Source organism: Cupriavidus sp. MP-37, assembly GCF_020618415.1.
Classification (GTDB): domain Bacteria; phylum Pseudomonadota; class Gammaproteobacteria; order Burkholderiales; family Burkholderiaceae; genus Cupriavidus.
In genome coordinates, this window is the sequence record NZ_CP085344.1 from 3,024,419 (window position 1) to 3,046,928 (window position 22,510).

At 68.9% G+C, this 22,510-nt stretch carries 20 protein-coding genes and 1 tRNA gene; 8 read left to right on the top strand and 13 right to left on the bottom strand.

Annotated elements, in window-relative coordinates:
- Positions 1 to 53 precede the first annotated feature (53 nt).
- Positions 54 to 1,337: a D-amino acid dehydrogenase gene (locus tag LIN44_RS13960; RefSeq protein ID WP_227312574.1), complete on the bottom strand. Its 1,284-nt coding sequence runs from the start codon at positions 1,335 to 1,337 to the stop codon at positions 54 to 56.
- A 131-nt stretch (positions 1,338 to 1,468) separates the two neighbouring features.
- On the opposite strand from LIN44_RS13960, the gene LIN44_RS13965 reads away from it, so the two are divergent.
- Positions 1,469 to 2,434, top strand: a complete 966-nt coding sequence (locus LIN44_RS13965; RefSeq protein WP_227312575.1) for a LysR family transcriptional regulator — start codon at positions 1,469 to 1,471, stop codon at positions 2,432 to 2,434.
- Between the two features lie 83 nt (positions 2,435 to 2,517).
- Positions 2,518 to 3,837 (top strand): hemolysin family protein, encoded by a 1,320-nt coding sequence (locus LIN44_RS13970; protein WP_227312576.1) that lies wholly within the window; start codon positions 2,518 to 2,520, stop codon positions 3,835 to 3,837.
- On the opposite strand, the gene LIN44_RS13975 is transcribed toward LIN44_RS13970, so the two are convergent.
- From LIN44_RS13975 to LIN44_RS14000, 6 genes are all read right to left on the bottom strand, one after another.
- On the bottom strand, positions 3,719 to 4,849 hold the full coding sequence (locus LIN44_RS13975; protein ID WP_227312577.1) for a phosphatase PAP2 family protein: 1,131 nt from the start codon (positions 4,847 to 4,849) through the stop codon (positions 3,719 to 3,721). The two genes, LIN44_RS13970 and LIN44_RS13975, sit on opposite strands and share 119 nt — an antisense overlap.
- Positions 4,842 to 5,771, bottom strand: a complete 930-nt coding sequence (locus tag LIN44_RS13980; RefSeq protein WP_227312578.1) for a DUF1653 domain-containing protein — start codon at positions 5,769 to 5,771, stop codon at positions 4,842 to 4,844. The genes LIN44_RS13975 and LIN44_RS13980 overlap by 8 nt, the downstream gene beginning before the upstream one ends.
- 148 nt (positions 5,772 to 5,919) lie before the next feature.
- Positions 5,920 to 6,009, bottom strand: a tRNA-Ser gene (locus LIN44_RS13985).
- Positions 6,010 to 6,088: 79 nt separating this feature from the next.
- Positions 6,089 to 7,393 (bottom strand): serine--tRNA ligase, encoded by a 1,305-nt coding sequence (gene serS, locus LIN44_RS13990; protein ID WP_227312579.1) that lies wholly within the window; start codon positions 7,391 to 7,393, stop codon positions 6,089 to 6,091.
- Positions 7,394 to 7,474: 81 nt separating this feature from the next.
- Entirely contained in the window at positions 7,475 to 8,839 is a 1,365-nt protein-coding gene (locus LIN44_RS13995) for a replication-associated recombination protein A (protein WP_227312580.1), read from the bottom strand.
- Positions 8,840 to 8,917: 78 nt separating this feature from the next.
- The gene (locus LIN44_RS14000; protein ID WP_227312581.1) at positions 8,918 to 10,063 is read right to left on the bottom strand and encodes an ABC transporter ATP-binding protein; all 1,146 of its coding nucleotides are present in this window, start codon (positions 10,061 to 10,063) and stop codon (positions 8,918 to 8,920) included.
- A gap of 153 nt (positions 10,064 to 10,216) precedes the next feature.
- Here LIN44_RS14000 and LIN44_RS14005 point away from each other — a divergent pair, with 153 nt between their 5' ends.
- Together LIN44_RS14005 and LIN44_RS14010 are read left to right on the top strand one after the other, a co-directional pair.
- Positions 10,217 to 11,860, top strand: a complete 1,644-nt coding sequence (locus LIN44_RS14005; protein ID WP_227312582.1) for an iron ABC transporter permease — start codon at positions 10,217 to 10,219, stop codon at positions 11,858 to 11,860.
- A 105-nt stretch (positions 11,861 to 11,965) separates the two neighbouring features.
- Entirely contained in the window at positions 11,966 to 12,637 is a 672-nt protein-coding gene (locus tag LIN44_RS14010; protein WP_227312583.1) for a hypothetical protein, read from the top strand.
- Between the two features lie 208 nt (positions 12,638 to 12,845).
- On the opposite strand, the gene LIN44_RS14015 is transcribed toward LIN44_RS14010, so the two are convergent.
- Complete coding sequence (locus LIN44_RS14015) at positions 12,846 to 13,883, bottom strand: Fe(3+) ABC transporter substrate-binding protein (protein ID WP_227312584.1); 1,038 nt, start codon at positions 13,881 to 13,883, stop codon at positions 12,846 to 12,848.
- Positions 13,884 to 14,066: 183 nt separating this feature from the next.
- Positions 14,067 to 14,420, bottom strand: a complete 354-nt coding sequence (locus LIN44_RS14020) for a hypothetical protein (protein WP_227312585.1) — start codon at positions 14,418 to 14,420, stop codon at positions 14,067 to 14,069.
- Between the two features lie 244 nt (positions 14,421 to 14,664).
- Here LIN44_RS14020 and LIN44_RS14025 point away from each other — a divergent pair, with 244 nt between their 5' ends.
- The gene (locus LIN44_RS14025) at positions 14,665 to 15,765 is read left to right on the top strand and encodes an NAD(P)-dependent alcohol dehydrogenase (protein WP_227312586.1); all 1,101 of its coding nucleotides are present in this window, start codon (positions 14,665 to 14,667) and stop codon (positions 15,763 to 15,765) included.
- Between the two features lie 33 nt (positions 15,766 to 15,798).
- Here the strand turns inward: LIN44_RS14025 and LIN44_RS14030 are convergent, their stop codons facing one another.
- The 3 genes from LIN44_RS14030 to LIN44_RS14040 form a co-directional block, all read right to left on the bottom strand.
- The gene (locus tag LIN44_RS14030; protein ID WP_227312587.1) at positions 15,799 to 16,236 is read right to left on the bottom strand and encodes a hypothetical protein; all 438 of its coding nucleotides are present in this window, start codon (positions 16,234 to 16,236) and stop codon (positions 15,799 to 15,801) included.
- An 8-nt stretch (positions 16,237 to 16,244) separates the two neighbouring features.
- The gene (lolA, locus tag LIN44_RS14035; protein WP_018007095.1) at positions 16,245 to 16,880 is read right to left on the bottom strand and encodes an outer membrane lipoprotein chaperone LolA; all 636 of its coding nucleotides are present in this window, start codon (positions 16,878 to 16,880) and stop codon (positions 16,245 to 16,247) included.
- 159 nt (positions 16,881 to 17,039) lie between these two features.
- Positions 17,040 to 19,376 (bottom strand): DNA translocase FtsK, encoded by a 2,337-nt coding sequence (locus tag LIN44_RS14040; RefSeq protein WP_227312588.1) that lies wholly within the window; start codon positions 19,374 to 19,376, stop codon positions 17,040 to 17,042.
- 233 nt (positions 19,377 to 19,609) lie between these two features.
- Between LIN44_RS14040 and trxB the strand changes: the two genes are divergently transcribed.
- From trxB to LIN44_RS14055, 3 genes are all read left to right on the top strand, one after another.
- Complete coding sequence (gene trxB / locus LIN44_RS14045; RefSeq protein ID WP_227312589.1) at positions 19,610 to 20,575, top strand: thioredoxin-disulfide reductase; 966 nt, start codon at positions 19,610 to 19,612, stop codon at positions 20,573 to 20,575.
- A gap of 112 nt (positions 20,576 to 20,687) precedes the next feature.
- Complete coding sequence (locus tag LIN44_RS14050) at positions 20,688 to 21,362, top strand: Smr/MutS family protein (RefSeq protein ID WP_116336342.1); 675 nt, start codon at positions 20,688 to 20,690, stop codon at positions 21,360 to 21,362.
- A gap of 12 nt (positions 21,363 to 21,374) precedes the next feature.
- Positions 21,375 to 22,016 carry a trimeric intracellular cation channel family protein gene (locus LIN44_RS14055; RefSeq protein WP_227312590.1) on the top strand — a complete coding sequence of 214 codons (642 nt, stop codon included), beginning with the start codon at positions 21,375 to 21,377 and terminating at the stop codon, positions 22,014 to 22,016.
- Between the two features lie 73 nt (positions 22,017 to 22,089).
- Here the strand turns inward: LIN44_RS14055 and glnK are convergent, their stop codons facing one another.
- Positions 22,090 to 22,428, bottom strand: a complete 339-nt coding sequence (gene glnK, locus LIN44_RS14060) for a P-II family nitrogen regulator (protein WP_006162803.1) — start codon at positions 22,426 to 22,428, stop codon at positions 22,090 to 22,092.
- Between the last annotated feature and the right edge of the window lie 82 nt (positions 22,429 to 22,510).

Sequence of the window (22,510 nt, forward strand, 5' to 3'; positions counted from 1 at the left end):
TTCAGGTACTGCGGACTTGCCGGTACGGCAACAACCCATGCTCGGCCGCGGCGCTAGGCGCGCGCGGCGTCGAAATCTTCTGCGTCGATGGCGGGGCGGCGCCCCGCCAGGCGGTCGGCCAGCAGGCCGGCACTGCCCATCGCCAGCGTAAACCCCAACGCGCCGTGGCCCAGGTTGAGCCACAGCCCCGATACCCGCGACGGGCCCACCAGCGGCAGGCCGTCCGGCGTGGCCGGACGCAGCCCGGCCCACGGCTGCAGTTGCGCCAGCGGCTGGTCCGGGACGATGCCGGGGAACAGCGCGCGGGTCTGCGCCACCAGCGTGCCGACCCGTTCCGGATCGATGCGGGTGCCGCCGCGCACCAGGTCGGCCATGCCCGCCACCCGCAGTGTATTGCCGATCCGGGCATAAACGATCTTGTTGGCGAAATCCGTGACGCTGATATGCGGCGCGTGCGCACCGCTGGCGAGCGGCACCGTGATGCTGTAGCCCTTGAGCGGCCACAGCATCGGCCGGACGCCCAGCGGACGCAGCAGCGGCACGCTGCCGACGCCGCCCGCCATGATCACCACGTCGGCGGGCACCACCCCGGCCGGCGTGCGCACCCCGGTGACGCGCCCGCCCCGCTGTACCAGCCCATGGACGACGGTGCCGAAGCGCATCGACACGCCGGCGTACGACCCGTCTTGCAGCAACCGTGCCAGCGACAGGCAGAAGCGATGGCAGTCGCCCACCTCTTCGCTCGGCGTATGGATGGCGCCGGCAATCTGGTCGCGGATGCCGGCCAGCGCGGGCTCCAGCGCCACGCAGGCATCGCGGTCCAGCGCCTGCTGCTCGCAGCCCAGGCTGGCCTGGTAGTCCAGCAGCCGGCAGGCCGAATCAAACGCCGCCGCGTCGCGGTGCACCACCAGCTTGCCGCGCCGCGCAAAATTGAAGCCGGCGCCGCCGTCGTCGTGCTGGTGCCGTGCCACGAAGGCCTGCATCAGGTCGCGCGAATAGAAGCCCAGCCGCAGCAGCTTGCGCGTGGTCGCTTCACTGGTGGTGCTGTTGCAGGCCGACATGAAGGCAGCCAGCCAGCGCCACTGCGCCGGATCCGCCGCCGGCCGAAAGCGCATCGGCGAATCGCGCCGCAGCAGCCAGCCCGGCACCTTGGCCATCACGCCCGGCCCCGCCAGCGGCGCCACGTAGCTGTAGCTCAGCTGCCCGCCGTTGGCAAAGCTGGTTTCCTCGCCGGGGCCGTCGTGGCGCTCGAGCACCGTCACCTGGTGGCCATCCTCGGCCAGGCGCCATGCCGTGGTCATGCCCACCACGCCCGCGCCCACGATCACCACCTGCATTGCCTTTCCTTTGCTCGCATCCATCAGGCAGAGCGTAGTGCAAGCGCGCCGGCTTGCCCAATGCGAATACGTGCCAGAATATGTCTTCAGGCTATAGATACCGGTCCCGCCTCCCAATTGACAGAGATGCCATGCGCCTGCGCCAGATCGAAGTGTTCCGCGCCGTGATGCTGACCGGCACCGTCAGCGAGGCCGCGCGCCTGCTGCATGTGTCGCAGCCGGTGGTCACGCGCGTGCTGCAGCATGCCGAGGCTTCGCTCGGCTTCCGCCTGTTCGAGCGGGTGCGCGGCCGCCTGCAGCCCACGCCCGAGGCCAACGCGCTGTCCGGGGATGTCGAAAGGCTATATGGCGAGATCGAACGCGTGCGCCGGGTCTCGGAAAGCCTGCGCCACAAGGGCGCCGGCCGGCTGCGCGTGGCCGCCACGCCGAGCCTGGCCAATCCGCTGCTGGTGCCGGCGGTGCGCAGCTTCTGCGCGCGCCACCCCGACACCCAGGTGCAGGTGCTGACGCACCATACCGACGAGATCGTCGACGCGCTGCTGGCCAACCAGATCGACCTGGGCTTTGCCTTTTCTCCGCCCCGCCACGAAGCCATCTCGAGCGAGCCGGTGGCCAGCGGCCGCATGCTGCTGGCGGTGCCGCGCGCGCAGCCGCTGCCCGCCGGCGGGCGCCGCCGCGTGGTGCCGATGCAGCGGCTGATGGAGCGCCCCTTTATCGGCTATGACGACAACAGCTCGCTCGGCCTGCTGGTGCGCCAGACCCTGGCCCGGCACGCGCTGGAACCGCATTCGACGCTGGAGGTGCAGACCTACTCGCTGGCGCTGGCGCTGGTCGACGCCGGCCTGGGCATGACGCTGCTGGACCAGTACACCGCGCTCAGCGCCAGCGCGGAGCGCGTCGCGCTGCATGACGTGGCGCCGGTGCTGCCGTTCGAGATCCAGGTGCTGCGCGCCAGCCACCGCGCCGGCTCGAGCCTGGCCGACGACCTGCGCGCGCAGTTCGCGCAGGCCGCCGCAGCGCTGGCGGCAACGCTGCCGCAGCGGCTGGAAGCGCCCACCGCCAGCTTCGACGCCGCCCCCGCCAGGCGCGGCGACTGAGCGGAGCCCAGATTGACAGCCGCGCGCGCCGTGCACCATCATCAAGCCGCCTGCAGGCACAACCTGCCAGCGCAATCCTGCCTATGTTCGTCCTGACCCTGATCCTGCTCGTCCTTGTCAGCGCCTTTTTCTCGATCTCCGAGATCGCGCTGACCGCTGCCCGCCGCACCAAGCTGCAAGTGCTGTCCGAACGCGGCGACGGCCGCGCCACGCGCGTGCTGGGGCTCAAGGAAGAGCCCGGGAATTTCTTCACCATCGTGCAGATCGGCGTCAACAGCGTCGCCATCCTGGCCGGTATCCTGGGCGAGAAGCATGTGTCCGACCTGCTGCTGGAAGCGCTGTCGCCCTACATGCAGGTGGTGCACGCCCAGCGCGCCGCCAACATCGGCTCGTTCCTGATCGTGACGCTGCTGTTTATCCAGTTTGCGGACCTGATCCCCAAGCGCATCGCCATGACCTTTCCCGAGGCCTGCGCGCTGGCCGTGATCGACCCGATGCTGACGCTGCTGCGCGTGCTCAGGCCGCTGGTCTGGATCTTCAACGCCGCCGCCGATGCCATGCTGCGGCTGCTGCGGCTGCCGACCAAGCCGGTCGACCAGATCACCACCGAGGATATCGCCGCGATGGTCGATGCCGGCGCCGAGGCCGGCGTGCTGCACAAGCATGAGCTGCACCTGATCGAGAACGTGTTCGAGCTCGACTTCAAGGGCATCACCGCGATCATGACGCCGCGCGACGAGGTGGTCTACCTGAGCCTGGACGAGCCCGCCGACAGCGTGCGCCGCAAGCTGGTGAACCAGCCGCACGCGCAATACCCGGTGTGCGGGCACGACCTGGACGACGTGCAGGGCTATATCGATTCCAAGGACATCCTGCAGCTGCTGCTGGCTGACGAAAGCGCCGCGGTGATGGGCAATATCGGCCGCTACCACGACAAGAACGTGCTGGTGATCCCCGACACGCTGACCCTGTCCGAGTCGCTGACGCGCTTCCGCGAAATGCACCAGAGCTTTGCCGTGGTCATGAACGAGTACGGGCTGGTGGTGGGCATCGTCACGCTGGACGACATCGTCGGCGCGCTGATGGGCGACATCCTCTATTCCAGCGAAGACGAGCAGATCGTGCGGCGCGACGACAGCTCGTGGCTGGTCGATGGCCTGACGCCGCTGGTCGACCTGAAGAAGGCGCTGGAGCTCGATACTTTGCCCGGCGAGGACTACGTCGATACCGCGGCCGGGCTGGTGATCTATGCGCTCAAGCGCATCCCGAAGAAGTCGGAATCGATCACCGTGGCGGGCTATCGCTTCGAAGTGCTGGACATCGACCATCACAAGATCGACCAGCTGCTGGTGTCGCGCCTGCCGCAAGCATCCGAGGCTGGAGCGGCGACGACGCCAGCGTAGCGGCGCGGGCCTGGCGATAGCGTTCGAGCGTATCCGGCAGCCGGAACCACGCCACGTAGCCGAACGCCGCCACCACCGCAAGCGCCGCCACCGCGCCGAGCCGCGACGGCGCCACCGAGCCCTGCGGTGCCGGCCCGTGCAGCGTGCGGTAGGCCGTGCCGAGCAGCGCGATCCACGCCAGCCCGAGCGCATAGCCCGCGGCCACGTCGGACAGCCAGTGCATGCCCAGGTACAGCCGCGACACGCCGATCGCCGCCACCGCGACCACGGTCAGCGCCAGCACCGGGATGCGCACGCGCCACGGCTGGCGCAGGCACATCAGCAAGGCCAGGAAGCCGTACGTGACCATGCTGCTGGTGGCGTGGCCGCTGGGGAAGGAATACGACTCCAGGCCGCTGTAGATGCTGGCCGGACGCACGCGCGCCATGCCCAGCTTGAGCGCCATCACGCAGGCGCGCGCGCCGAGCAGCGCGGCGGCCCAGTACAGCGCGACGATCCAGGCCCGGCGCCAGCACAGCCACGCGAACACCGCCACGCCCACTGCCACGGATATGCGCCCGCCCCCCAGCTCGGTGACGCCGACCATCGCCAGGTCGAGCCAGTCGCTGCGCAAGGCGCGCAGGCCCGCGTACACCTGCTGGTCGAGGCGCACCACGTCGGCGTTTTCGGCGACCTCGGCGGCGAGCCAGAACAGCGCGCTGCCGCAAGCCAGAAGCACGGCGCCGGCCAGCAACACCAGCAGCAGTTCGGCCACGTCGCGTTCCAGCACGCGCAGCGTGATCGCGTCCAGCCGCCGCGGCCGCGCGGCAACGCGCGACGACAACGCGCCGGCGCCCCACACGCGCCAGCGCTCCAGCCAGCGCACCACGGGCCGCAACAGCGCCACCAGCAGCGGCACCAGGCCCAGCAGCAGCAACGTCACCAGCGTGAACAGCGCCAGCAGCCCCAGCGCCGTGCCCGGCGTGAGCCAGGCCTGGACCAGCTCGCTCGCGCGCGCCGGCGCGTCAGTCACCGGCCGCCTCCGCCGCGGCCACGCTGCGCGCGATATTGGCGCGGGCCGGCGCCTCGCAGTCGGCGAAGGGCGCGGTCAGGAACAGTTGCGGGCGCTGCGCCAGGTGGTTCAGGAATGCCGCGCGGCGGCGCATGAACTCGGCCCACAGCGCATCGCCCTGCAAGCCGGTGCGCGCCGCCAGCAGGGCGCGGTTCTCGGCGAAGACGTCCCGGCTGTGGCTGTCGAACACATCAGGCGGCGCGGCCAGCCTGAGCAGGTCGAGGTCGAGCACGGCCTCGGCGCCCGCGCAGCTGGGTCGATGGTCGCGCGTATCGAGCACGATCTGCGCGGCACGCTCCAGCACCGCGCGCGCCGCGCCGGGCGCGATCGTCTCGATCAGGGCGGCCGAGGCGGCTTCGTTGTGCTCGCAGCCGGCCACATAGACCGCGTCGTGGCACAGCACCGCCAGCGCCTGCGCGTGGTCCAGCGCCACGCCGCGCGCGTGGGCGGCCTCGAACATCTCCAGGATATGGCGGCGGTCATGGTAGCGGCGGTATGGCGTGTCGTGCAGCGACAGCACCTCGAGCACGGCCTGGCGCGGCAGGAAATCCAGGCAGGCCAGTGCCGCGGGCCAGTTGGGCGCGAAACGCGGCACCTCGCCCTGCGGAGTGGCCACCGGTTCGCTGAACACATCGGCGCGGCGCACCCACAGCAGGGACGGATCGCGCATGGCGCGGTAGACCACCACCGGCGCCAGGTCGGCCTCGAAGCGCCCGATGCCTACCGCGGTATAGGCGCCGCCCTTGTAGTGCCGGTACGGCATGCCGTAGACAAGATCGGGATCGGCCGGCAATTCGGACGGATCGCCGTGAAAGGCCGGTGCGGTGGCGGGATTGTCGGGAGGCTGGGTCATGGTGCGGCATCCTGCGTGGCGGATCGCCATGATAGTGCACCAGCCGGCGCGTGCCGTGACCGCGGCACAAAACCGGCCGCCGAAAAAACAAAACCGACGCGCACTGTCGTGGGCGTCGGCCTGAGTTTTACTACGCTGTTGTTGCCTGCCGGTGGTCGAGACCGGGCAGCTTCTTGTCTGGCGGAGAGGGTGGGATTCGAACCCACGGTACCGTCGCCGGTACGCCTGATTTCGAGTCAGGTACATTCGACCACTCTGCCACCTCTCCGGTAACTGCTTTGCCGTGTGGCGAAACCAAGATTATAGCCACACGGCACCGGCCAGTGCAAGAGGCCGACAGCAGATTTTTACAGTTCCGGCTCCAGGCGGGTGACGCCGCCCATGTACGGCTGCAGCGCGGCCGGCACCGTGACCGAGCCGTCGGCGTTCTGGTAGTTCTCCAGGATCGCCACCAGCGTGCGGCCGACGGCCAGGCCCGAGCCGTTCAGCGTATGCACCAGTTCCGGCTTGCCCTGCCCCGCGCGCATGCGCGCCTGCATGCGGCGCGCCTGGAAGTCGCCCATGTTCGAGCACGAGCTGATCTCACGGTAGGTATTCTGCGCAGGAATCCAGACTTCGAGGTCGTAAGTCTTGGTGCTGCCGAAGCCCATGTCGCCGGTGCACAGCACGATGGTGCGGAACGGCAGTTCCAGCTTCTTCAGGATCGCCTCGGCGTGGCCGGTCAGCTCTTCCAGCGCGTCGAACGATTGCGCGGCCGGAACGATCTGCACCATCTCGACCTTGTCGAACTGGTGCTGGCGGATCATGCCGCGGGTGTCCTTGCCGTAAGAGCCCGCTTCCGAGCGGAAGCACGGCGTATGCGCGACAAAGCGCAGCGGCAGCTTCTCGCCGGCGACGATGGCGTCGCGCACGATATTGGTCAGCGGCACCTCGGCGGTCGGGATCAGGTAGAAGTTCTCGATGCGCTCGCCTTCCTCGCTACCCACCTTGCGCGGCACCTTGAACAGGTCTTCCTCGAACTTGGGCAACTGGCCGGTGCCGCGCATCGATGCGGCGTTGACGATGTACGGCACATACATCTCGGTGTAGCCGTGTTCCTGCGTATGGGTGTCGAGCATCAGTTGCACCAGCGCGCGGTGCAGGCGCGCCACGCCGCCGCGCAGCATCGAGAAGCGCGAGCCCGTCACCTTGACCGCGGTATCGAAATCCAGCCCCAGCTTTTCGCCCACGTCGACGTGGTCGCGCACGGCAAAGTCGAACTGGCGCGGCTCGCCGACGCGGCGCACCTCGACGTTCTGGGTCTCGTCATTGCCGACCGGCACGCTGTCGTGCGGCAGGTTGGGGATCGACAGCATCAGCTCGGACAGATGCGCCTGGATTTCGTCGAGCCGCGCGGCCGAGGCCTTGAGCGTGTCGCCGATGCCGCCCACCTCCGCCATCACGGCCGAGGCGTCTTCGCCCTTGCCCTTGAGCATGCCGATCTGCTTGGACAGGCTGTTGCGGCGCGCCTGCAGTTCCTCGGTCTGGGTCTGCAGTTGCTTGCGTTCGGCCTCGAGTGCCTGGAACGCCGCCACGTCGAGTTGGAAGCCGCGCGTGGCAAGGCGTTGCGCCACGGCGTCGATGTCTTTGCGGAACAGCTGGATGTCGAGCATGTTGCTAAGGTGGAGTGCAGGGCCAGCGACATGCCGGCGGACCCGCCATTTTACTGCACACACGTTTGCAAGCAGGCAATCCTACTCGCCCGACTTGCCGCCCTTGCCGCCGTCCTTCGGCTTCGCCGCGCGCTGCTCGCGATGCCAGGCATCGTCCAGTTCGCGCAGATGACGCAGCTTCTCAGCGATCTTGCCTTCCAGCCCGCGCGGCACCGGCTGGTACCAGCCCTGCGCCTTGAGGTCGTCCGGGAAGTAATGCTCGCCCGCGGCATAGGCCTCGGGCTCGTCGTGCGCGTAGCGGTAGGCGTGGCCGTAGCCCAGCTCCTTCATCAGCCGGGTCGGCGCATTGCGCAGGTGCACCGGCACCGCGCGCGACTTGTCCTTGGCGACGAAGGCACGCGCGGCGTTGTAGGCGTTGTAGCCGGCGTTGGACTTGGGCGCGACCGCCAGGTAGATCAGGGCCTGGCCCAGCGCCAGCTCGCCCTCGGGCGAGCCCAGCCGTTCATAGGTCTCGGCCGCGTCCAGCGTGATGCGCGCGGCGCGCGGATCGGCCAGGCCGATATCCTCCCACGCCATGCGAATAATGCGGCGCGCCAGGTAGCGCGGGTCGGCGCCGCCGTCGAGCATGCGGCAGAACCAGTACAGCGCGGCGTCGGGGTCCGAGCCGCGCACCGACTTGTGCAGCGCGCTGATCTGGTCGTAGAAGGCATCGCCGCCCTTGTCGAAGCGGCGCAGGTTCTCCGACAGCGCACTGCCGAGCAGCGCGGTATCGATCTGCGCGGCGCCGGCATTGCGCGCGGCGCGCGCGACGATCTCGATGTTGTTCAGCAGCTTGCGCCCGTCGCCGTCGGCCGATGCGACGATCAGCTGCAGCGCCTCATCCTGCCAGCTGATGCCGCCCAGTTCCTCGGAAGCGCGCAGCGCCAGCTGGGTCAGCTCGGCATCGTCCAGGCTCTTGAGCACGTAGACCGCGGCGCGCGACAGCAAGGCGCCGTTGACCTCGAACGACGGGTTCTCGGTGGTGGCGCCGATAAACGTGAACAGGCCGCTTTCCACGTGCGGCAGGAACGCGTCCTGCTGGCTCTTGTTGAAGCGGTGCACCTCGTCGACGAACACCAGCGTGCGCCGGCCATGGGCGCGGAACTGCTCGGCGCGCTCGACCGCCTCGCGGATGTCCTTGACGCCCGACAGCACCGCCGACAGCGCGATGAACTCGGCGTCGAACGCATCCGCCATCAGCCGCGCCAGCGTGGTCTTGCCCACGCCGGGCGGACCCCACAGGATCATCGAATGCGGCTCGCCCGACTCGAACGCCACGCGCAGCGGCTTGCCCGCGCCAAGCAGGTGCTGCTGGCCGATCACCTCGTCGATGGTGCGCGGGCGCAGGCGCTCCGCCAGCGGTTGCCGGGAACGGTCGGGAGATTCGGAGAACAGCGTGTCCGCCACGGTAGTCAGGCCCTGTGAAGGCGCAAAATGCAGAACGCCACAGTGTAGACCATCGGCGCCGGCCGCTGGCGCGCCCGCTCAGGCGGCAAACGCCACCACGTCCTCGATCTCGACGCGGATGCCGATGCGCTCGCCCACCGCGTGGTTGTGGTGCGAGGGCACCAGCGCCAGCACGCGGCCGCCGCTGGCCAGGCGCAGCGTGTACAGGATCTCCGCGCCGCGGAAGGCCTTGTGCACCACCTCGGCACGCATCGGGCTGGCGTCGTCGTGGACGATATCGTCGGGGCGCACCAGCACGTCGACCGCCGCGCCGGCCGGCAGGTCCAGCGGCACGGCCGGGCGCAGCAGTCCCAGTTCCAGTTCGATCTGCGCGGCATCGCGCATCCGCCCCGCCAGCAGCACGCCCTGGCCGATAAAGCCGGCGACAAAGCGCGTTGCCGGGCGGTGGTAAAGGTCATGCGCGCTGCCCCATTGCTCGATCACGCCGTCGTGCATCACGCCGATCTCGTCGGCCATGGCGAAGGCCTCGTGCTGGTCGTGCGTGACCAGGATGGCGGTGGTGCCCTGCGCCTTCAGGATCGCGCGCACCTCATGGCTCAGCCGTTCGCGCAGGTCCACGTCGAGGTTGGAGAAAGGCTCGTCGAGCAGCAGCAGCTCCGGGCGCGGCGCCAGCGCGCGTGCCAGCGCGACGCGCTGCTGCTGGCCGCCGGACAGTTCGTGCGGATACTGGCGGCCGGCGCCGTCCAGGCCCACCAGCTGCAGCACTTCGTCCACCCGCGCCGCGCGCTCGGCGCGGCTGGCGCGGGTCAGGCCGAAGCCGACGTTGGCCGCCACATCCAGGTGCGGAAACAGCGCGTAGTCCTGGAACACCATGCCGATGCGGCGCTGCTCCGGTGCCAGCAGCGTGCCCGACGACGACACGGTCTGCCCGTCCAGCACGATGCGGCCGTCCTGCAGCGGCTCGAAGCCGGCAATGGCCCGCAGCACGGTGGTCTTGCCGCAGCCGCTGGGGCCCAGCAGGCAGGCGATATGGCCGCGCGCCACCGAGAACGACAGGCCTTTCACGACGGCGTGGCGGCCGAAGGCGTGGCGGATACGCTCCACCTCGATGACCGCCGGGGCCGGGGCTGGGGCGGGGACGGCGACGTCCACGGCATCGGCACGGGCGGCCGGTCGGCTGCGGGCCTGGGCCCCGGGCAATCGTGAATAGGAATCGGTTCGCATGTGCGCATTATAGGGAGGTGCCGCGCTGGTGCGGCCCGTGCACGACCGGCTGCGGCGCGCCCACGGCACCGGCATTGCTAGAATGCGTCAGCCCGCACACCGCGCCGCCAGGCACAGGTCCGGCGGGCGGCACTTTGCTCACTGTTCCCGCGCATGCTCCTGTCCAGCCGCCGCCGCTTCCATCCCCTGACCCTGGCCACCGTGGCGATGGCGCTGCTGATCGCCGTGCCGGTGCTGGTGATCGCCTCGGCCGTGCTGCTGCCCGCCGGCGACACCTGGCGCCACCTGATCGACACGGTGCTGGCCGAGTACGTGCTCAATACCGTCTGGCTGCTGTGCGGCGTCGCCGCGGGCGTGCTGCTGCTGGGCGTGACCACCGCCTGGCTGGTATCGACCTACCGCTTCCCCGGCCATGCGGCGATGGAATGGGCGCTGGTGCTGCCGATGGCGATGCCGGCCTATGTGATCGCCTACGCCTACACCGACGCGCTGCAGTTCGCCGGCCCGGTGCAGGGCTGGCTGCGCGAAGTCACCGGCTGGCGCGCGCGCGACTACTGGTTTCCGGAGATCCGCTCGCTCGGCGGCGCGATCGCGCTGTTCTCGCTGGTGCTGTACCCGTACGTCTACCTGACCGCGCGCGCCGCCTTCCTGCAGCAGACCCAGAACACGCTGGAGGCGGCGCGCCTGCTCGGCCACGGTACCTGGAGCCGGCTCTGGCGCGTGGTGCTGCCGCTGGCACGCCCAGGCATCGTCGCCGGCACCGCGCTGGCGATGATGGAAACGCTGGCGGACTTCGGCACCGTGGCCTACTTCGCCATCCCGACCTTCTCCACCGGCATCTACCGCGCCTGGTTCTCGCTGGGCGACAAGAACGCCGCGGCGCAGCTGTCGGCCTGCATGCTGCTGTTCGTCGCCGCCATCCTGCTGATCGAGCGCGCCAGCCGCGGCCGCGCGCAGGTGTTCGGCAACCAGCGCCGCGCCGCGGCCTGGACCCTGGACGGCGCGCGCGGCTGGCTGGCGCTGGCGGCGTGCCTGGTGCCGGTGCTGCTGGGCTTCCTGGTGCCCGCGCTGATGCTGTGCCGCATGGCCTTTACCGATGGCGACGCGCAGTTCGGCCCGCGCTTCTTCGGCCTGGTGCGCAACAGTTTCCTGCTGGCCAGCGCCACCGCGCTGGCGGCGGTGGCGGTCGCGCTGGCGGTGGGCTACGCCGCGCGCGCGGTCAACGGCAAGCGCAGCTGGCTGATGCGCGGCCTGACGCGGGTATGCGGCATGGGCTATGCGCTGCCGGGCTCGGTCATCGCGGTGGGCGTGCTGGTGCCGGTGGCGCGGCTGGACAATGCGCTGTCGGCGTGGCTGCAGCAGCAGTTCGGGGTGTCGGCCGGGCTGCTGCTGACCGGCGGCATCGCCGCGCTGGTCTATGCGCTGCTGGTGCGTTTCCTGGGGGTGGCGCTGCAGACCGTCAACGCCGGGCTGGGCAAGATCACGCCCAGCATGGACGCCGCCGCGCGCAGCCTCGGCCACGGCCCCGGCGCCACGCTGCGGCGCGTGCATCTGCCGATGCTGCGCGGCAGCCTGCTGACCGCCGCGCTGATCGTCTTTGTCGACGTGATGAAGGAACTGCCGGCCACCTTCGTGATGCGGCCGTTCAATTTCGACACGCTCGCAGTGCAGGCCTACAACCTGGCCGCCGACGAGCGGCTGACCGAGGCCGCCACCGCCTCGCTGGTGATCGTGGCGGTGGGGCTGCTGCCGGTGATCGTGCTGTCGCGCACGATCCGCCGCCAGGCGCAGCGCTGAGCCGCCCCAGTCGCGCTAAAGTCGCGCGCGCCCCGCGCCGATAGCCTCTTATGGCCCGGCCTCCGCCCGGGCGCGACCCGCGGCATGCCCGCCGCGCAAGAGCCTATGCTGCGATATCACATCCTGCTGTTCAAGTTGAACCGGCTCAGCCGCAACAAGCTGAGCGGCGTGGAAGAAGTCTCGCTGGCCGGACAGCTGGCCGAGATGATCGGCTCGCCCGACACCGCCGCGCGCGTGATCGACGACCTGTTCGACCATGCCAACCCGCAGGTACGCCGCATCGCGCTCAATGCGGTCCGCCGCGCGCGCCAATTCTCCGCGCCCGCGCTGCAGCCGGCGCTGGTGCGCCGCATGGCCGATGCCGAGGCGGCGGTGCGCCACGACGCCGTGTGGATCGTGCAGGAGACGCGCATGGACGGCGCCGAACTGCGCGCCGCGCTGCGCCGCCTGGCCGGCAAGGTACAACTGCCGTGGGACGCCGAGCGCGCCCGCGCCAATCCGGGCGATACCGCGCTGGCGGCGCAGGTGCGGGCGCGCATGGCGCTGGACAAGCTGCTGGAAAAGAGTGCGGCAGAGCGCAACCAGGCGCTGGCGGCGATGGCGCTGGGCGCGACCCCGGACCAGCCCTATGCCGAAGGCACGGTCGGCCACAAGGGCCTGCTGCATCGGGCGCTGGTACGCAGGCAGGCGGGGCGGCGGCTGAATAGCAGCGTCAAGCTGACGTTCAGGAAGATCGAGCCGACGCAGGTGACGGGGAACAAGCGGTTCTTGCTGTAGTCCGGACCTCGGGCCGCAAGGAGAAACCGCAGGCCTTTCCCATCCCGACTGTGTACTCCCTCTCCCGCAAGCGGGAGAGGGTTGGGGTGAGGGCGGGAGCTTCCACGAAGTTCGAACGCCTCGCGCTTGCCACGCGCCCGCCCTCACCCCCGCCCCTCTCCCGCACGCGGGAGAGGGGAGCAAACCGGCAGCGGTTGGATCTGCCCGCTTACTTGAACCCCGCCCGATCCAACAGCTTCTGTGCCTGCGGCTGATACTTGCCCAGCTCCGCCACGTTGATGGCATCGGACTTGAACTCTCCCAGCGCTTCGAGCACGGGGTTGTTGACCTTCACGCCCTTCACCACCGGCCATTCGTTGTTGCCGTCGGCAAAGTAGCGCTGCGCCTCGTCGCTGGCCAGGTACTCCAGGAACTTGACCGCCGCTTCCTTGTTGGGCGCGTGCTTGAGCATGCCGCCGCCAGAGATGTTCATATGCACGCCCTGGCTCGACTGGTTGGGCCACACCACGCCCAGCTTTTCGGCCACGGCCCTGTCTTCGGGCTTGGCCGACTTCAGCAGGCGCGCGATGTAGTAGGTGTTGGCGATGGCCACGTCGCACTCGCCCGCGGCAACCGCCTTGAGCTGGTCGGTGTCGCCGCCCTTGGGCACGCGCGCCAGGTTGGCGGCGACGCCGCGCGCCCATTGCTCGGTGCGGGCCTCGCCATCGTGGGCGATCAGGCTGGATACCAGCGACAGGTTGTAGACATGGCCGCTGGAACGCGTGCAGACCTTGCCCTTCCACTTGGGATCGGCCAGGTCTTCATAGTTGGCGATGTCGCCGGCCTTGACCGCGGCCTTGTTGTAGGCGATCACGCGGCCGCGCGCCGAGAAGCCGAACCACTCGCCGTTGGGATCGCGGTAGTTGGCCGGGATGCGCGATTCCAGCACCTTCGACTTCACCGGCGCGAACACGCCGGCCTGCTGGGCGCGCCACAGGCGCCCGATATCCACCGTGATGAACACGTCCGCCGGACTGTTGGCGCCTTCATTGCGGATGCGCTCCAGCAGCGGATCTTCCTGGCCTTCGATGCGGTTGATCTTGATCCCGGTCTGCTTGGTGAAGTTGGCGTACAGCGCCTCGTCGGTCTGGTAATGCCGCGCGGTGTAGAGGTTGAGCACCTTTTCCTGCGCTGCCGCGGCAAGCGGCAGCGTCAGCAGGGCCAGTGCCGCGGCGCGCGGCAGCAAGGTTCGGATGGTGGTTTTCACGCGGTTGGCTCCCCAGCATGGTTTGGGCAGCCGCCGGGCACCCCCAAGGCCGCCCGGTGATGGATTCCGGTCAGCGGAAAACAATATTGATTCTTGTTCAGGCGGTCAAATTACATTTCTGTCATGTTGGACGGCGCTTGCCCGGGGTCAAGATGACCCCTCAACACCGGCGCCGCCGCGGCCTCAGCCGCGACGTACCCACACCACCTTGCCGGCCTGGATGCCAAGCGTGCGCCGCTGCGGGTTGTAGTCCATGGTGCCGGGAAACTGCTGGCCGTCGCGTTCGCCCAGGCGCCACGCGCAGCCTTGCAGCAGGCCGATGACTTCGGCCTCGGGCTTGCCGACCAGCGCGTCGTCGGCCAGCTTGTCGGCGGCACAGCCGGCCGGCGTGCCGCGCGAACCTTGCGGGCCGGGCGCCGGTGCGGCGGCAGCCGGCTCGGCCGGCGCGGCGGCGCAGCCGGCCAGCAAGGCGCCGCCGGCGACCACCCACAGCAGTTGATGGGTCCGGCTGCGCATCATGGCAAGCATCGCGATCATGGGATTCTCCTGTCAGGGTTGGCGAGTCTGTGGATTCTGGGACACATGGCGTCCGGGGCGGTTCAGTTTCTTTGCACCCGGATCTGAAACTTTTGGTGGATCGGCACCGGGGCGGCGCATCGGTTACCTGGCTTGCGCTTGACCTGGATAAACGGCGCTATAACCCATGCGTGCTATCAAGGTTCACGCAGGCCCGGCAAGCGCCGGGCCCGTTCGCCCAAACCGTACCCACTGGGAGAAACGCATGACCGCAATGATGAAAGCCGCCGTCTTTGTCGAACCCGGCCGCATCGAACTGGCCGACAAGCCCATCCCCGATGTCGGCCCCAACGATGCGCTGGTGCGCATCACCACCACCACGATCTGTGGCACCGACGTGCATATCCTCAAGGGCGAATACCCGGTCGCGCGAGGCCTGACGGTGGGCCACGAGCCGGTCGGCGTGATCGAGAAGCTGGGCAGCGCCGTGGCCGGATACCGCGAAGGCCAGCGCGTCATTGCCGGCGCGATCTGCCCCAACTTCAATTCCTACGCGGCGCAGGACGGCGTGGCCTCGCAGGACGGCAGCTACCTGGTGCCGCAGGGGCTGTGCGGCTGCCACGGCTACAAGGCCACCGCGGGCTGGCGCTTCGGCAACCTGATCGACGGCACGCAGGCGGAGTATGTGCTGGTGCCCGATGCGCAGGCCAACCTCGCACCGATCCCGGACGGGCTCACCGACGAACAGGTGCTGATGTGCCCGGACATCATGTCGACCGGGTTCAAGGGCGCGGAGAATGCCAACATCCGCATCGGCGACACCGTCGCGGTCTTCGCCCAGGGCCCGATCGGCCTGTGCGCGACCGCCGGTGCGCGGCTGTGCGGCGCGACCACCATCATCGCCATCGACGGCAACGACCACCGGCTCGAGATCGCGCGCAAGATGGGCGCGGACGTCGCGCTCAATTTCCGCGACTGCGATGTGGTCGATGAAATCATGAAGCTGACCGGCGGCCGCGGTGTCGATGCCTCGATCGAGGCGCTCGGCACCCAGGCAACCTTCGAGCAGGCCTTGCGCGTGCTCAAGCCTGGCGGCACGCTGTCCAGCCTGGGGGTGTACTCGGGCGACCTGACCATCCCGCTGTCGGCCTTTGCCGCAGGGCTGGGCGACCACAAGATCAACACGGCGCTGTGCCCCGGCGGCAAGGAGCGCATGCGCCGGCTGGTCAATGTGATCGAATCGGGCCGGGTGGACCTGGGCCTGCTGGTGACCCATCACTACCCGCTGGAAGATATCGTCGCGGCGTATGACCTGTTCGCCAACCAGCGCGACGGCGTGCTGAAGATCGCCATCAAGCCGCACTGAGCAGCGCCGGCCGTGGGCGGGCGCCGCGGATGCTCAGCCCCTGGCGCGGTTGGCCAGGGTCTTCATCGCATCGGCCGGCAGCGGGCCGTGGCAGGTGCGTTCGCCGCCGGCCTCGCTGACCACCAGCCATACCTGGCCGGGCTTGTCTTTCGGGTGCAGCAGCCACGCCGGGCCGCGCGCATTGCTGCTCGGCGGCAGGTCTTCCAGCACGCCGGTGCTGGCCGATTGCAGCATCACCGCGCATTCGTTGGCCGGCACGCGGGTGGCCGAGAGAAAGGCCGGATTGCCGACCACCTCGGGCAAGGCCGAGTCCGGCGCGCGCAGGAAGGCATCGACATCGAACTTGCTGGCGCCTCCGCCACTGCTGGCGCATGCCGCCAGCGCAAACACACCAGCGCCGGCCAGCAACGCCGCGCCACGGCGGCGCCGGGTTCTGCCCGATCCAGTCGACTCTTCGTGCGCATCCACCATGGCGGCCCTCATTGCTTCATCACGTCGGCGCCCTTGGGCACCGTGAACCGGAACGCATCGGCCGCCAGCGGCGGGTTCTTCTGCATGCCAGTGAAGGTCAGCAGCGTGGTGTTGCCGAACGCGTCGCGCAGCTCCATCGCCTCGAGATTGCCGGCCTTGAAGCCGATGCCGATGCGCTCGAACTGCGTGTCTTTCGCCTTGGGTGTCAGCTCCAGCCATTCCACGCCATCGCGCGTCGGCCCGTTCCTGACCACGAAGTTCTTGTCGAGGTCATTGCTGCCGAACAGGATTGCCGCCGGGCTGGAACCCAGCGCGCCGTCGAGCTTGCGCTCGGTGACCTGGTTCAGGTCCTTGTCATAGATGTACAGGGTCTGGCCGTCGGCCTGCAGCAGCTGCTCGTAGGGTTTGGTATAGCGCCAGGTGAACTTGCCCGGGCGCGAGAACACGAAGGTGCCGCTGGACGTGCCGGTCACCTTGACATTGGCGCCCTGCCCCTTGACCTGGCGCTGCGTGAATTCGCCGCGCGCGCTCTTCACGCCGGTGACAAAGCTCTGCAGCTGGTCGGTGGCGGCGGCATGGGCCGGCGCCTGCAGCGCAAACATCGCCAGCGCGGCGCAAGCCGACACGAGGATGCGGTTTCGCATGGTTCGGGTCCTGGTAGTTGTAGGGATGTTGCCGCACCCACCTCGGGCACGGGCAACCTGTCCTTTTAGAGCGGCCGGCTGCGCGGGGATTCCGCGTGCCGCGCGCCGGCGGGTAACGGGATATTACGAGGGATACTCCGCCGGCCGCGCGAGCGGCGCTCAGTCATCTTCGCGCGCGGCGCCGCCACCCTGCACCAGGATGTCGCGGTTGCCGTTGCCCGACATGGCCGAGACCAGGCCGGCCTTCTCCATGTCCTCGAGCAGCCGCGCCGCGCGGTTGTAGCCGATGCGCAGGTGGCGCTGCACCAGCGAGATCGACGCGCGTCGGTTCTTCAGCACCACCTCGACCGCCTGGTCATACAGCGGATCGGCTTCACCGCCGCCGCCGCCGATGCCGGCGCCGCCGCCGAAGCCGTCGCCACCGCCGCCGTCATCGGTCAGGCCGCCTTCCAGGATGCCCTCGATGTAGTTGGCCTCGCCGGATTCCTTGAGCTTCTCCACCACCCGGTGGACTTCTTCGTCCGAGACAAAGGCGCCGTGCACGCGCACCGGCAGGCCGGTGCCGGGCGCCAGGTAGAGCATGTCGCCCATGCCCAGCAGGGTTTCGGCGCCCTGCTGGTCGAGAATGGTGCGCGAATCGATCTTGCTGCTGACCTGGAACGCGATCCGGGTCGGCACGTTGGCCTTGATCAGGCCGGTGATCACGTCCACCGACGGGCGCTGCGTGGCCAGCACCAGGTGCAGGCCGGCGGCGCGCGCCTTCTGCGCGATGCGCGCGATCAGTTCTTCCACCTTCTTGCCGACCACCATCATCAGGTCGGCCAGCTCGTCGATGACGATGACGATGGTGGGCAGCTTTTCCAGCGGCTCGGGCGCGTCCGGGGTCAGGCTGAACGGGTTCGGGATCTTCTCTTCCCTGGCCGCGGCCTCGTCGATCTTCTTGTTGTAGCCGGCCAGGTTGCGCACGCCCAGCTTGCTCATCAGCTTGTAGCGGCGCTCCATCTCGCCGACCGCCCAGTTGAGCGCGTTGCCGGCCTGGCGCATGTCGGTCACCACCGGGCACAGCAGGTGCGGGATGCCCTCGTAGACGCTCATTTCCAGCATCTTCGGGTCGATCAGGATCAGGCGCACGCTTTCGGCCTTGGCCTTGTACAGCAGCGACAGGATCATCGCGTTGATGCCCACCGACTTGCCCGAGCCCGTGGTGCCGGCCACCATGCAATGCGGCATGCGCGCCAGGTCGGCCACCATCGGCTTGCCGGCAATGTCCTTGCCCAGCGCCATGGTCAGGCTGGACGCGCTCTCGTTGTAGACCTGCGAGCCCAGGATTTCCGACAGGCGCACGGTCTGGCGCTTCGGGTTGGGCAGCTCCAGCCCCATGTAGTTCTTGCCCGGGATGGTCTCGACCACGCGGATCGACACCAGCGACAGCGAGCGCGCCAGGTCGCGCGCCAGGTTCACCACCTGGCTGCCCTTGACCCCGGTGGCGGGCTCGATCTCGTACCGGGTGATGACCGGGCCCGGGTAGGCCGCCACCACCTTGACCTCGACGCCGAAGTCCTTGAGCTTTTTCTCGATCAGGCGCGAGGTGAATTCCAGGGTCTCGGCGCTGACGGTTTCCTGGTGCGGCGGGATCGGATCCAGCAGCGACAGCGGCGGCAGGTCCGAATCCTGGATATCGGCGAACAGCGGCTGCTGCTTCTCGCGCTCGACGCGCTCGTGCTTGGGCACCGCCTGCGGGCGCACGATCTGCACCGGCGCGGCCTCTTCGATGCGCACGCGCTGCACTTCGACGGTTTCCTTGCGCTCGGTCTTGGCGGCCTCGCCGATGATGCGGTCCTGCTTGCTTTCGCGGCGGGCCTTGAAGCCCAGGAACAAGGTCTCGACAAAGCCGCCGATCTGCTCGGCCACGCTCAGCCACGAAAAATGGAAGAACAGCGACAGCCCGATTGCCAGCAGCAGCAACAGCAGCAGCGTGGCGCCGGTAAAGCCCAGCGCCACCTGCAGCCAGCCGCCGAGCAGGTCGCCCAGCACGCCGCCGGGCGCGCGCGGCAGCGCGGCGCGCAGCGGGTACATGCGGATCGCCTCCAGGCCCATGCTGGAGAACAGGGTCAGCACGAAGCCGATCCAGCTGACGGTCACGCCCTGGCGGTGCAGGCTGTGGTCGGTGCGCTCCGGCAGCTCGGCGGTCAGCGTGCGCCAGCCGCGCCAGCAGCGGCGCACCAGCAGCACCGCCAGCCAGTAGGCGGAAAAGCCGAAGATGAAGAACAGCACATCCGCCACCCAGGCGCCGACGCGGCCGCCCAGGTTATGGATATCGGCCACCTGGTTGGCATGCGACCAGCCGGGATCGGTCTTGCTGTAGCTCGCCAGCACGCACAGGAAACCCAGCGTGACGGCCAGCAGCAGGAACCAGCGGACCTCGCCCAGCAGTTTGCCGATGCGGGATGGCAAGGCTGAGGGATCGGTGCGGGTGGTCGTGGTAGCTCGGGCCATGCCTGGTTGAAACTCGCGTGTTAGGGATTCCGGATCGGTTTCGGACCGATGCCGCCGGCGGCCGGCGTTCTCTCGCCGGGTGACGGACAGGCATCGTGGCGGCCATTTTAACGTGGCCCGGGACTATCGCACCCATTGGAATTTGCAACAGTGAGCAAATGCGGCTCCTCTTATAATGTCGCTTTCGAGCAATGCCGGTGGGCACCATGCCGCACCGGCCACAGGAACGCATCATGGCAAAACACGCAAAAGTGCTGATTCTCGGTTCCGGTCCCGCCGGCTACACCGCCGCGGTCTACGCGGCCCGCGCCAACCTGGAACCGGTGCTGATCACCGGCCTGGCCCAGGGCGGCCAGCTGATGACCACCACCGACGTCGAGAACTGGCCGGGCGATGCCAAGGGCGTCCAGGGACCCGAGCTGATGCAGCGCCTGCTCGCGCACGCCGAGGAATTCAAGACCGAAATCATCTTCGACCACATCCATACCGCCAGGCTGGTGGACGAACACGGCCAGCCGGCCCGCCCCTTCACGCTGATCGGCGACGCCGGCGAGTACACCTGCGACGCGCTGATCATCGCCACCGGCGCCTCGGCCCAGTACCTGGGCCTGCCGTCCGAAGAATCGTTCATGGGCCGCGGCGTGTCGGCCTGCGCCACCTGCGACGGCTTCTTCTACAAGAACCAGGAAGTGGCCGTGGTCGGCGGCGGCAATACCGCCGTGGAAGAAGCGCTGTACCTGTCGCATATCGCCAGCAAGGTCACCGTGATCCACCGCCGCGACAGCTTCCGCGCCGAGCCGATCCTGGTCGACCGCCTGCTCCAGCGCGAAAAGGAAGGCCGCGTGGTGATCCGCTACGACAGCGTGCTGGACGAAGTGCTGGGCGACGACTCGGGCGTGACCGGCATCCGCGTGCGCGGCACCAAGAGCGGCCAGACCGAAGAGCTGAAGCTGGCCGGGGTCTTCATCGCCATCGGCCACAAGCCCAACACCGACCTGTTCACCGGCCAGCTGGCCATGGAGAACGGCTACCTGGTGACCAAGTCGGGCCTGCAGGGCGATGCCACCGCCACCAGCGTGCCCGGCGTGTTCGCCGCGGGCGACGTGCAGGACCATGTCTACCGCCAGGCCATCACCAGCGCCGGCACCGGCTGCATGGCCGCGCTCGACGCGCAGCGCTTCGTCGAAGCCCTGAAGTAAGCAGCCCTTCCGCCGGCGGCCATGACTGCCGCCGGCGCGTCACACGGGCTGCGCCCCGCTCGCGGCCCCGCCAGTCGATATAATCGGCGCCGAGCCTCCGGAGATTTTTTCAATGACGCACGGCGCCCGCAAACCCGACCGATCGCCCCAACGCCTCGGCCTGAACGACCTTGCCAGGCTGCGCGACACCCTCAAGGCCGACACCGAGCGCCGCGAAGCCGAGCGCCTGGCCGCCGAGCAGGCGGCCGAGCGCGCCCGCGCCGAGGCCGATGTGTTCCGCACCAGCGTGGGCCAGGTCAGCCAGCTGCGCGACCGCAATCGCGCCCACCATCCCGCCAGCAAGCCCGCACCCGTGCCGGTGCAGTCACAGCGCAACGACCAGGCGGTGTTGCAGGCGTCGCTGTCCGACGAATTCGACGTGGAAAGCCTGCTCGAAACCGACGAGACGCTGTCGTTCCGCCGACCCGGCATCGGCATGGACGTGGTGCGCAAGCTGCGCCGCGGCGAATGGGTGCCGCAGGACAAGGTCGACCTGCACGGCCTGCGCAGCGACGAGGCGCGCGAGGCGCTGGCCGAGTTCCTGCGCCGCTCGGTGCGCAACGGCGTGCGCTGCGTGCGCGTGATCCACGGCAAGGGCCTGGGCTCGCCCGACAAACTGCCGGTGCTCAAGGGCAAGGTGCGCAGCTGGCTGGTGCAGAAGGAGGAAGTGCTGGCCTTCGTGCAGGCGCGCGAGGCCGAAGGCGGCGCCGGCGCGCTGATGGTGCTGCTGCGCCAGCCGCGCGCCTGACGCCGCGCCCGGATGCATCTTCCGCTCGAGTTGCTGATGGGGCGGCTGCCCCTGATCCTCCACATCATGGAGGTGATCGGCGTGCTCGCCTTCGCGGTCTCGGGCGTGGTCGACGCGCGCAAGCAGCGCCTGGACGTGGTCGGCACCTTCGTGGTGGCCTTTGCCACCGCCTTCGGCGGCGGCACCGTGCGCGACGTGCTGCTCGACCGGCGCCCGTTCTACTGGGTCGACCACGAAGGCTACGTGCTGCTGATCTTCGCGATGTCGTTCGGCGCGTCGTTGGTGCTGCGCGTGGTCAGCCGGGTGGCCTCGGACCGGGCCATGATCGTCGCCGATGCCATCGGGCTCGGACTGTTCTCGGTGACCGGCGCCTCGCTGGCGCTGGTGGCGCAGATGACGCCCACGGTGGCCGTCATGATGGGCATTATCTCGGCCGTGTTCGGCGGCGTGGTGCGCGACGTCCTGTGCAATGAAGTGCCGATGATCCTGCGCGACCGCTCGCCCTATGCCACCTGCTCGTTCGTCGGCTGCTGGATCTATATCGGGCTGACCTGGATCGAAGTGCGGCAGGAGGCGGCGCTGCTGACCGGCGCGCTGGCGATCATCGCCATGCGCCTGGCGTCGGTGCGCTACGGCTGGAAGCTGCCCAGCTGAGCGGCGCCTGAAGCGTCCGCACCAATGAAAACGCCGCCCTGCAAGGCGGCGTGTCGCTGAGCTGGCCGGTGGCTCAGACCGCGGCTTCGTCCTGCTCGCCGGTGCGGATGCGGATCACGCGCTCGATCTCGGTGACGAAGATCTTGCCGTCGCCGATCTTGCCGGTATGGGCGGCCTTGACGATGGCATCCAGCACCGTGTCGAGCTGGTTCTCGGCCACCACCACTTCAATCTTGATCTTGGGCAGGAAGTCGACCACGTACTCGGCGCCGCGGTACAGCTCGGTATGCCCTTTCTGGCGGCCAAATCCCTTTACTTCGGTCACCGTCAGCCCGGTCACGCCGACGTCAGCCAGCGCTTCACGCACCTCGTCGAGCTTGAACGGTTTGATGATGGCGGTAATCTGCTTCATGACTGGCCCCTGTTTATCGTTTGTTCACGCGCCCGGCGGCGCATCGCCGCGGACGCGGCGCTCTCCGGGGGGCATTTTAACA

Coding starts and splice junctions, on each gene's coding strand:
- LIN44_RS13960 (WP_227312574.1), bottom strand. CDS start 1,337: ATGCAGGTGGTGATCGTGGGCGCGGGCGTGGTGGGCATGACCACGGCA.
- LIN44_RS13965 (WP_227312575.1), top strand. CDS start 1,469: ATGCGCCTGCGCCAGATCGAAGTGTTCCGCGCCGTGATGCTGACCGGC.
- LIN44_RS13970 (WP_227312576.1), top strand. CDS start 2,518: ATGTTCGTCCTGACCCTGATCCTGCTCGTCCTTGTCAGCGCCTTTTTC.
- LIN44_RS13980 (WP_227312578.1), bottom strand. CDS start 5,771: ATGGCGATCCGCCACGCAGGATGCCGCACCATGACCCAGCCTCCCGAC.
- serS (WP_227312579.1), bottom strand. CDS start 7,393: ATGCTCGACATCCAGCTGTTCCGCAAAGACATCGACGCCGTGGCGCAA.
- LIN44_RS14000 (WP_227312581.1), bottom strand. CDS start 10,063: ATGCGAACCGATTCCTATTCACGATTGCCCGGGGCCCAGGCCCGCAGC.
- LIN44_RS14005 (WP_227312582.1), top strand. CDS start 10,217: ATGCTCCTGTCCAGCCGCCGCCGCTTCCATCCCCTGACCCTGGCCACC.
- LIN44_RS14010 (WP_227312583.1), top strand. CDS start 11,966: ATGCTGCGATATCACATCCTGCTGTTCAAGTTGAACCGGCTCAGCCGC.
- LIN44_RS14020 (WP_227312585.1), bottom strand. CDS start 14,420: ATGATCGCGATGCTTGCCATGATGCGCAGCCGGACCCATCAACTGCTG.
- LIN44_RS14025 (WP_227312586.1), top strand. CDS start 14,665: ATGACCGCAATGATGAAAGCCGCCGTCTTTGTCGAACCCGGCCGCATC.
- LIN44_RS14030 (WP_227312587.1), bottom strand. CDS start 16,236: ATGGTGGATGCGCACGAAGAGTCGACTGGATCGGGCAGAACCCGGCGC.
- lolA (WP_018007095.1), bottom strand. CDS start 16,880: ATGCGAAACCGCATCCTCGTGTCGGCTTGCGCCGCGCTGGCGATGTTT.
- LIN44_RS14040 (WP_227312588.1), bottom strand. CDS start 19,376: ATGGCCCGAGCTACCACGACCACCCGCACCGATCCCTCAGCCTTGCCA.
- trxB (WP_227312589.1), top strand. CDS start 19,610: ATGGCAAAACACGCAAAAGTGCTGATTCTCGGTTCCGGTCCCGCCGGC.
- LIN44_RS14050 (WP_116336342.1), top strand. CDS start 20,688: ATGACGCACGGCGCCCGCAAACCCGACCGATCGCCCCAACGCCTCGGC.
- LIN44_RS14055 (WP_227312590.1), top strand. CDS start 21,375: ATGCATCTTCCGCTCGAGTTGCTGATGGGGCGGCTGCCCCTGATCCTC.
- glnK (WP_006162803.1), bottom strand. CDS start 22,428: ATGAAGCAGATTACCGCCATCATCAAACCGTTCAAGCTCGACGAGGTG.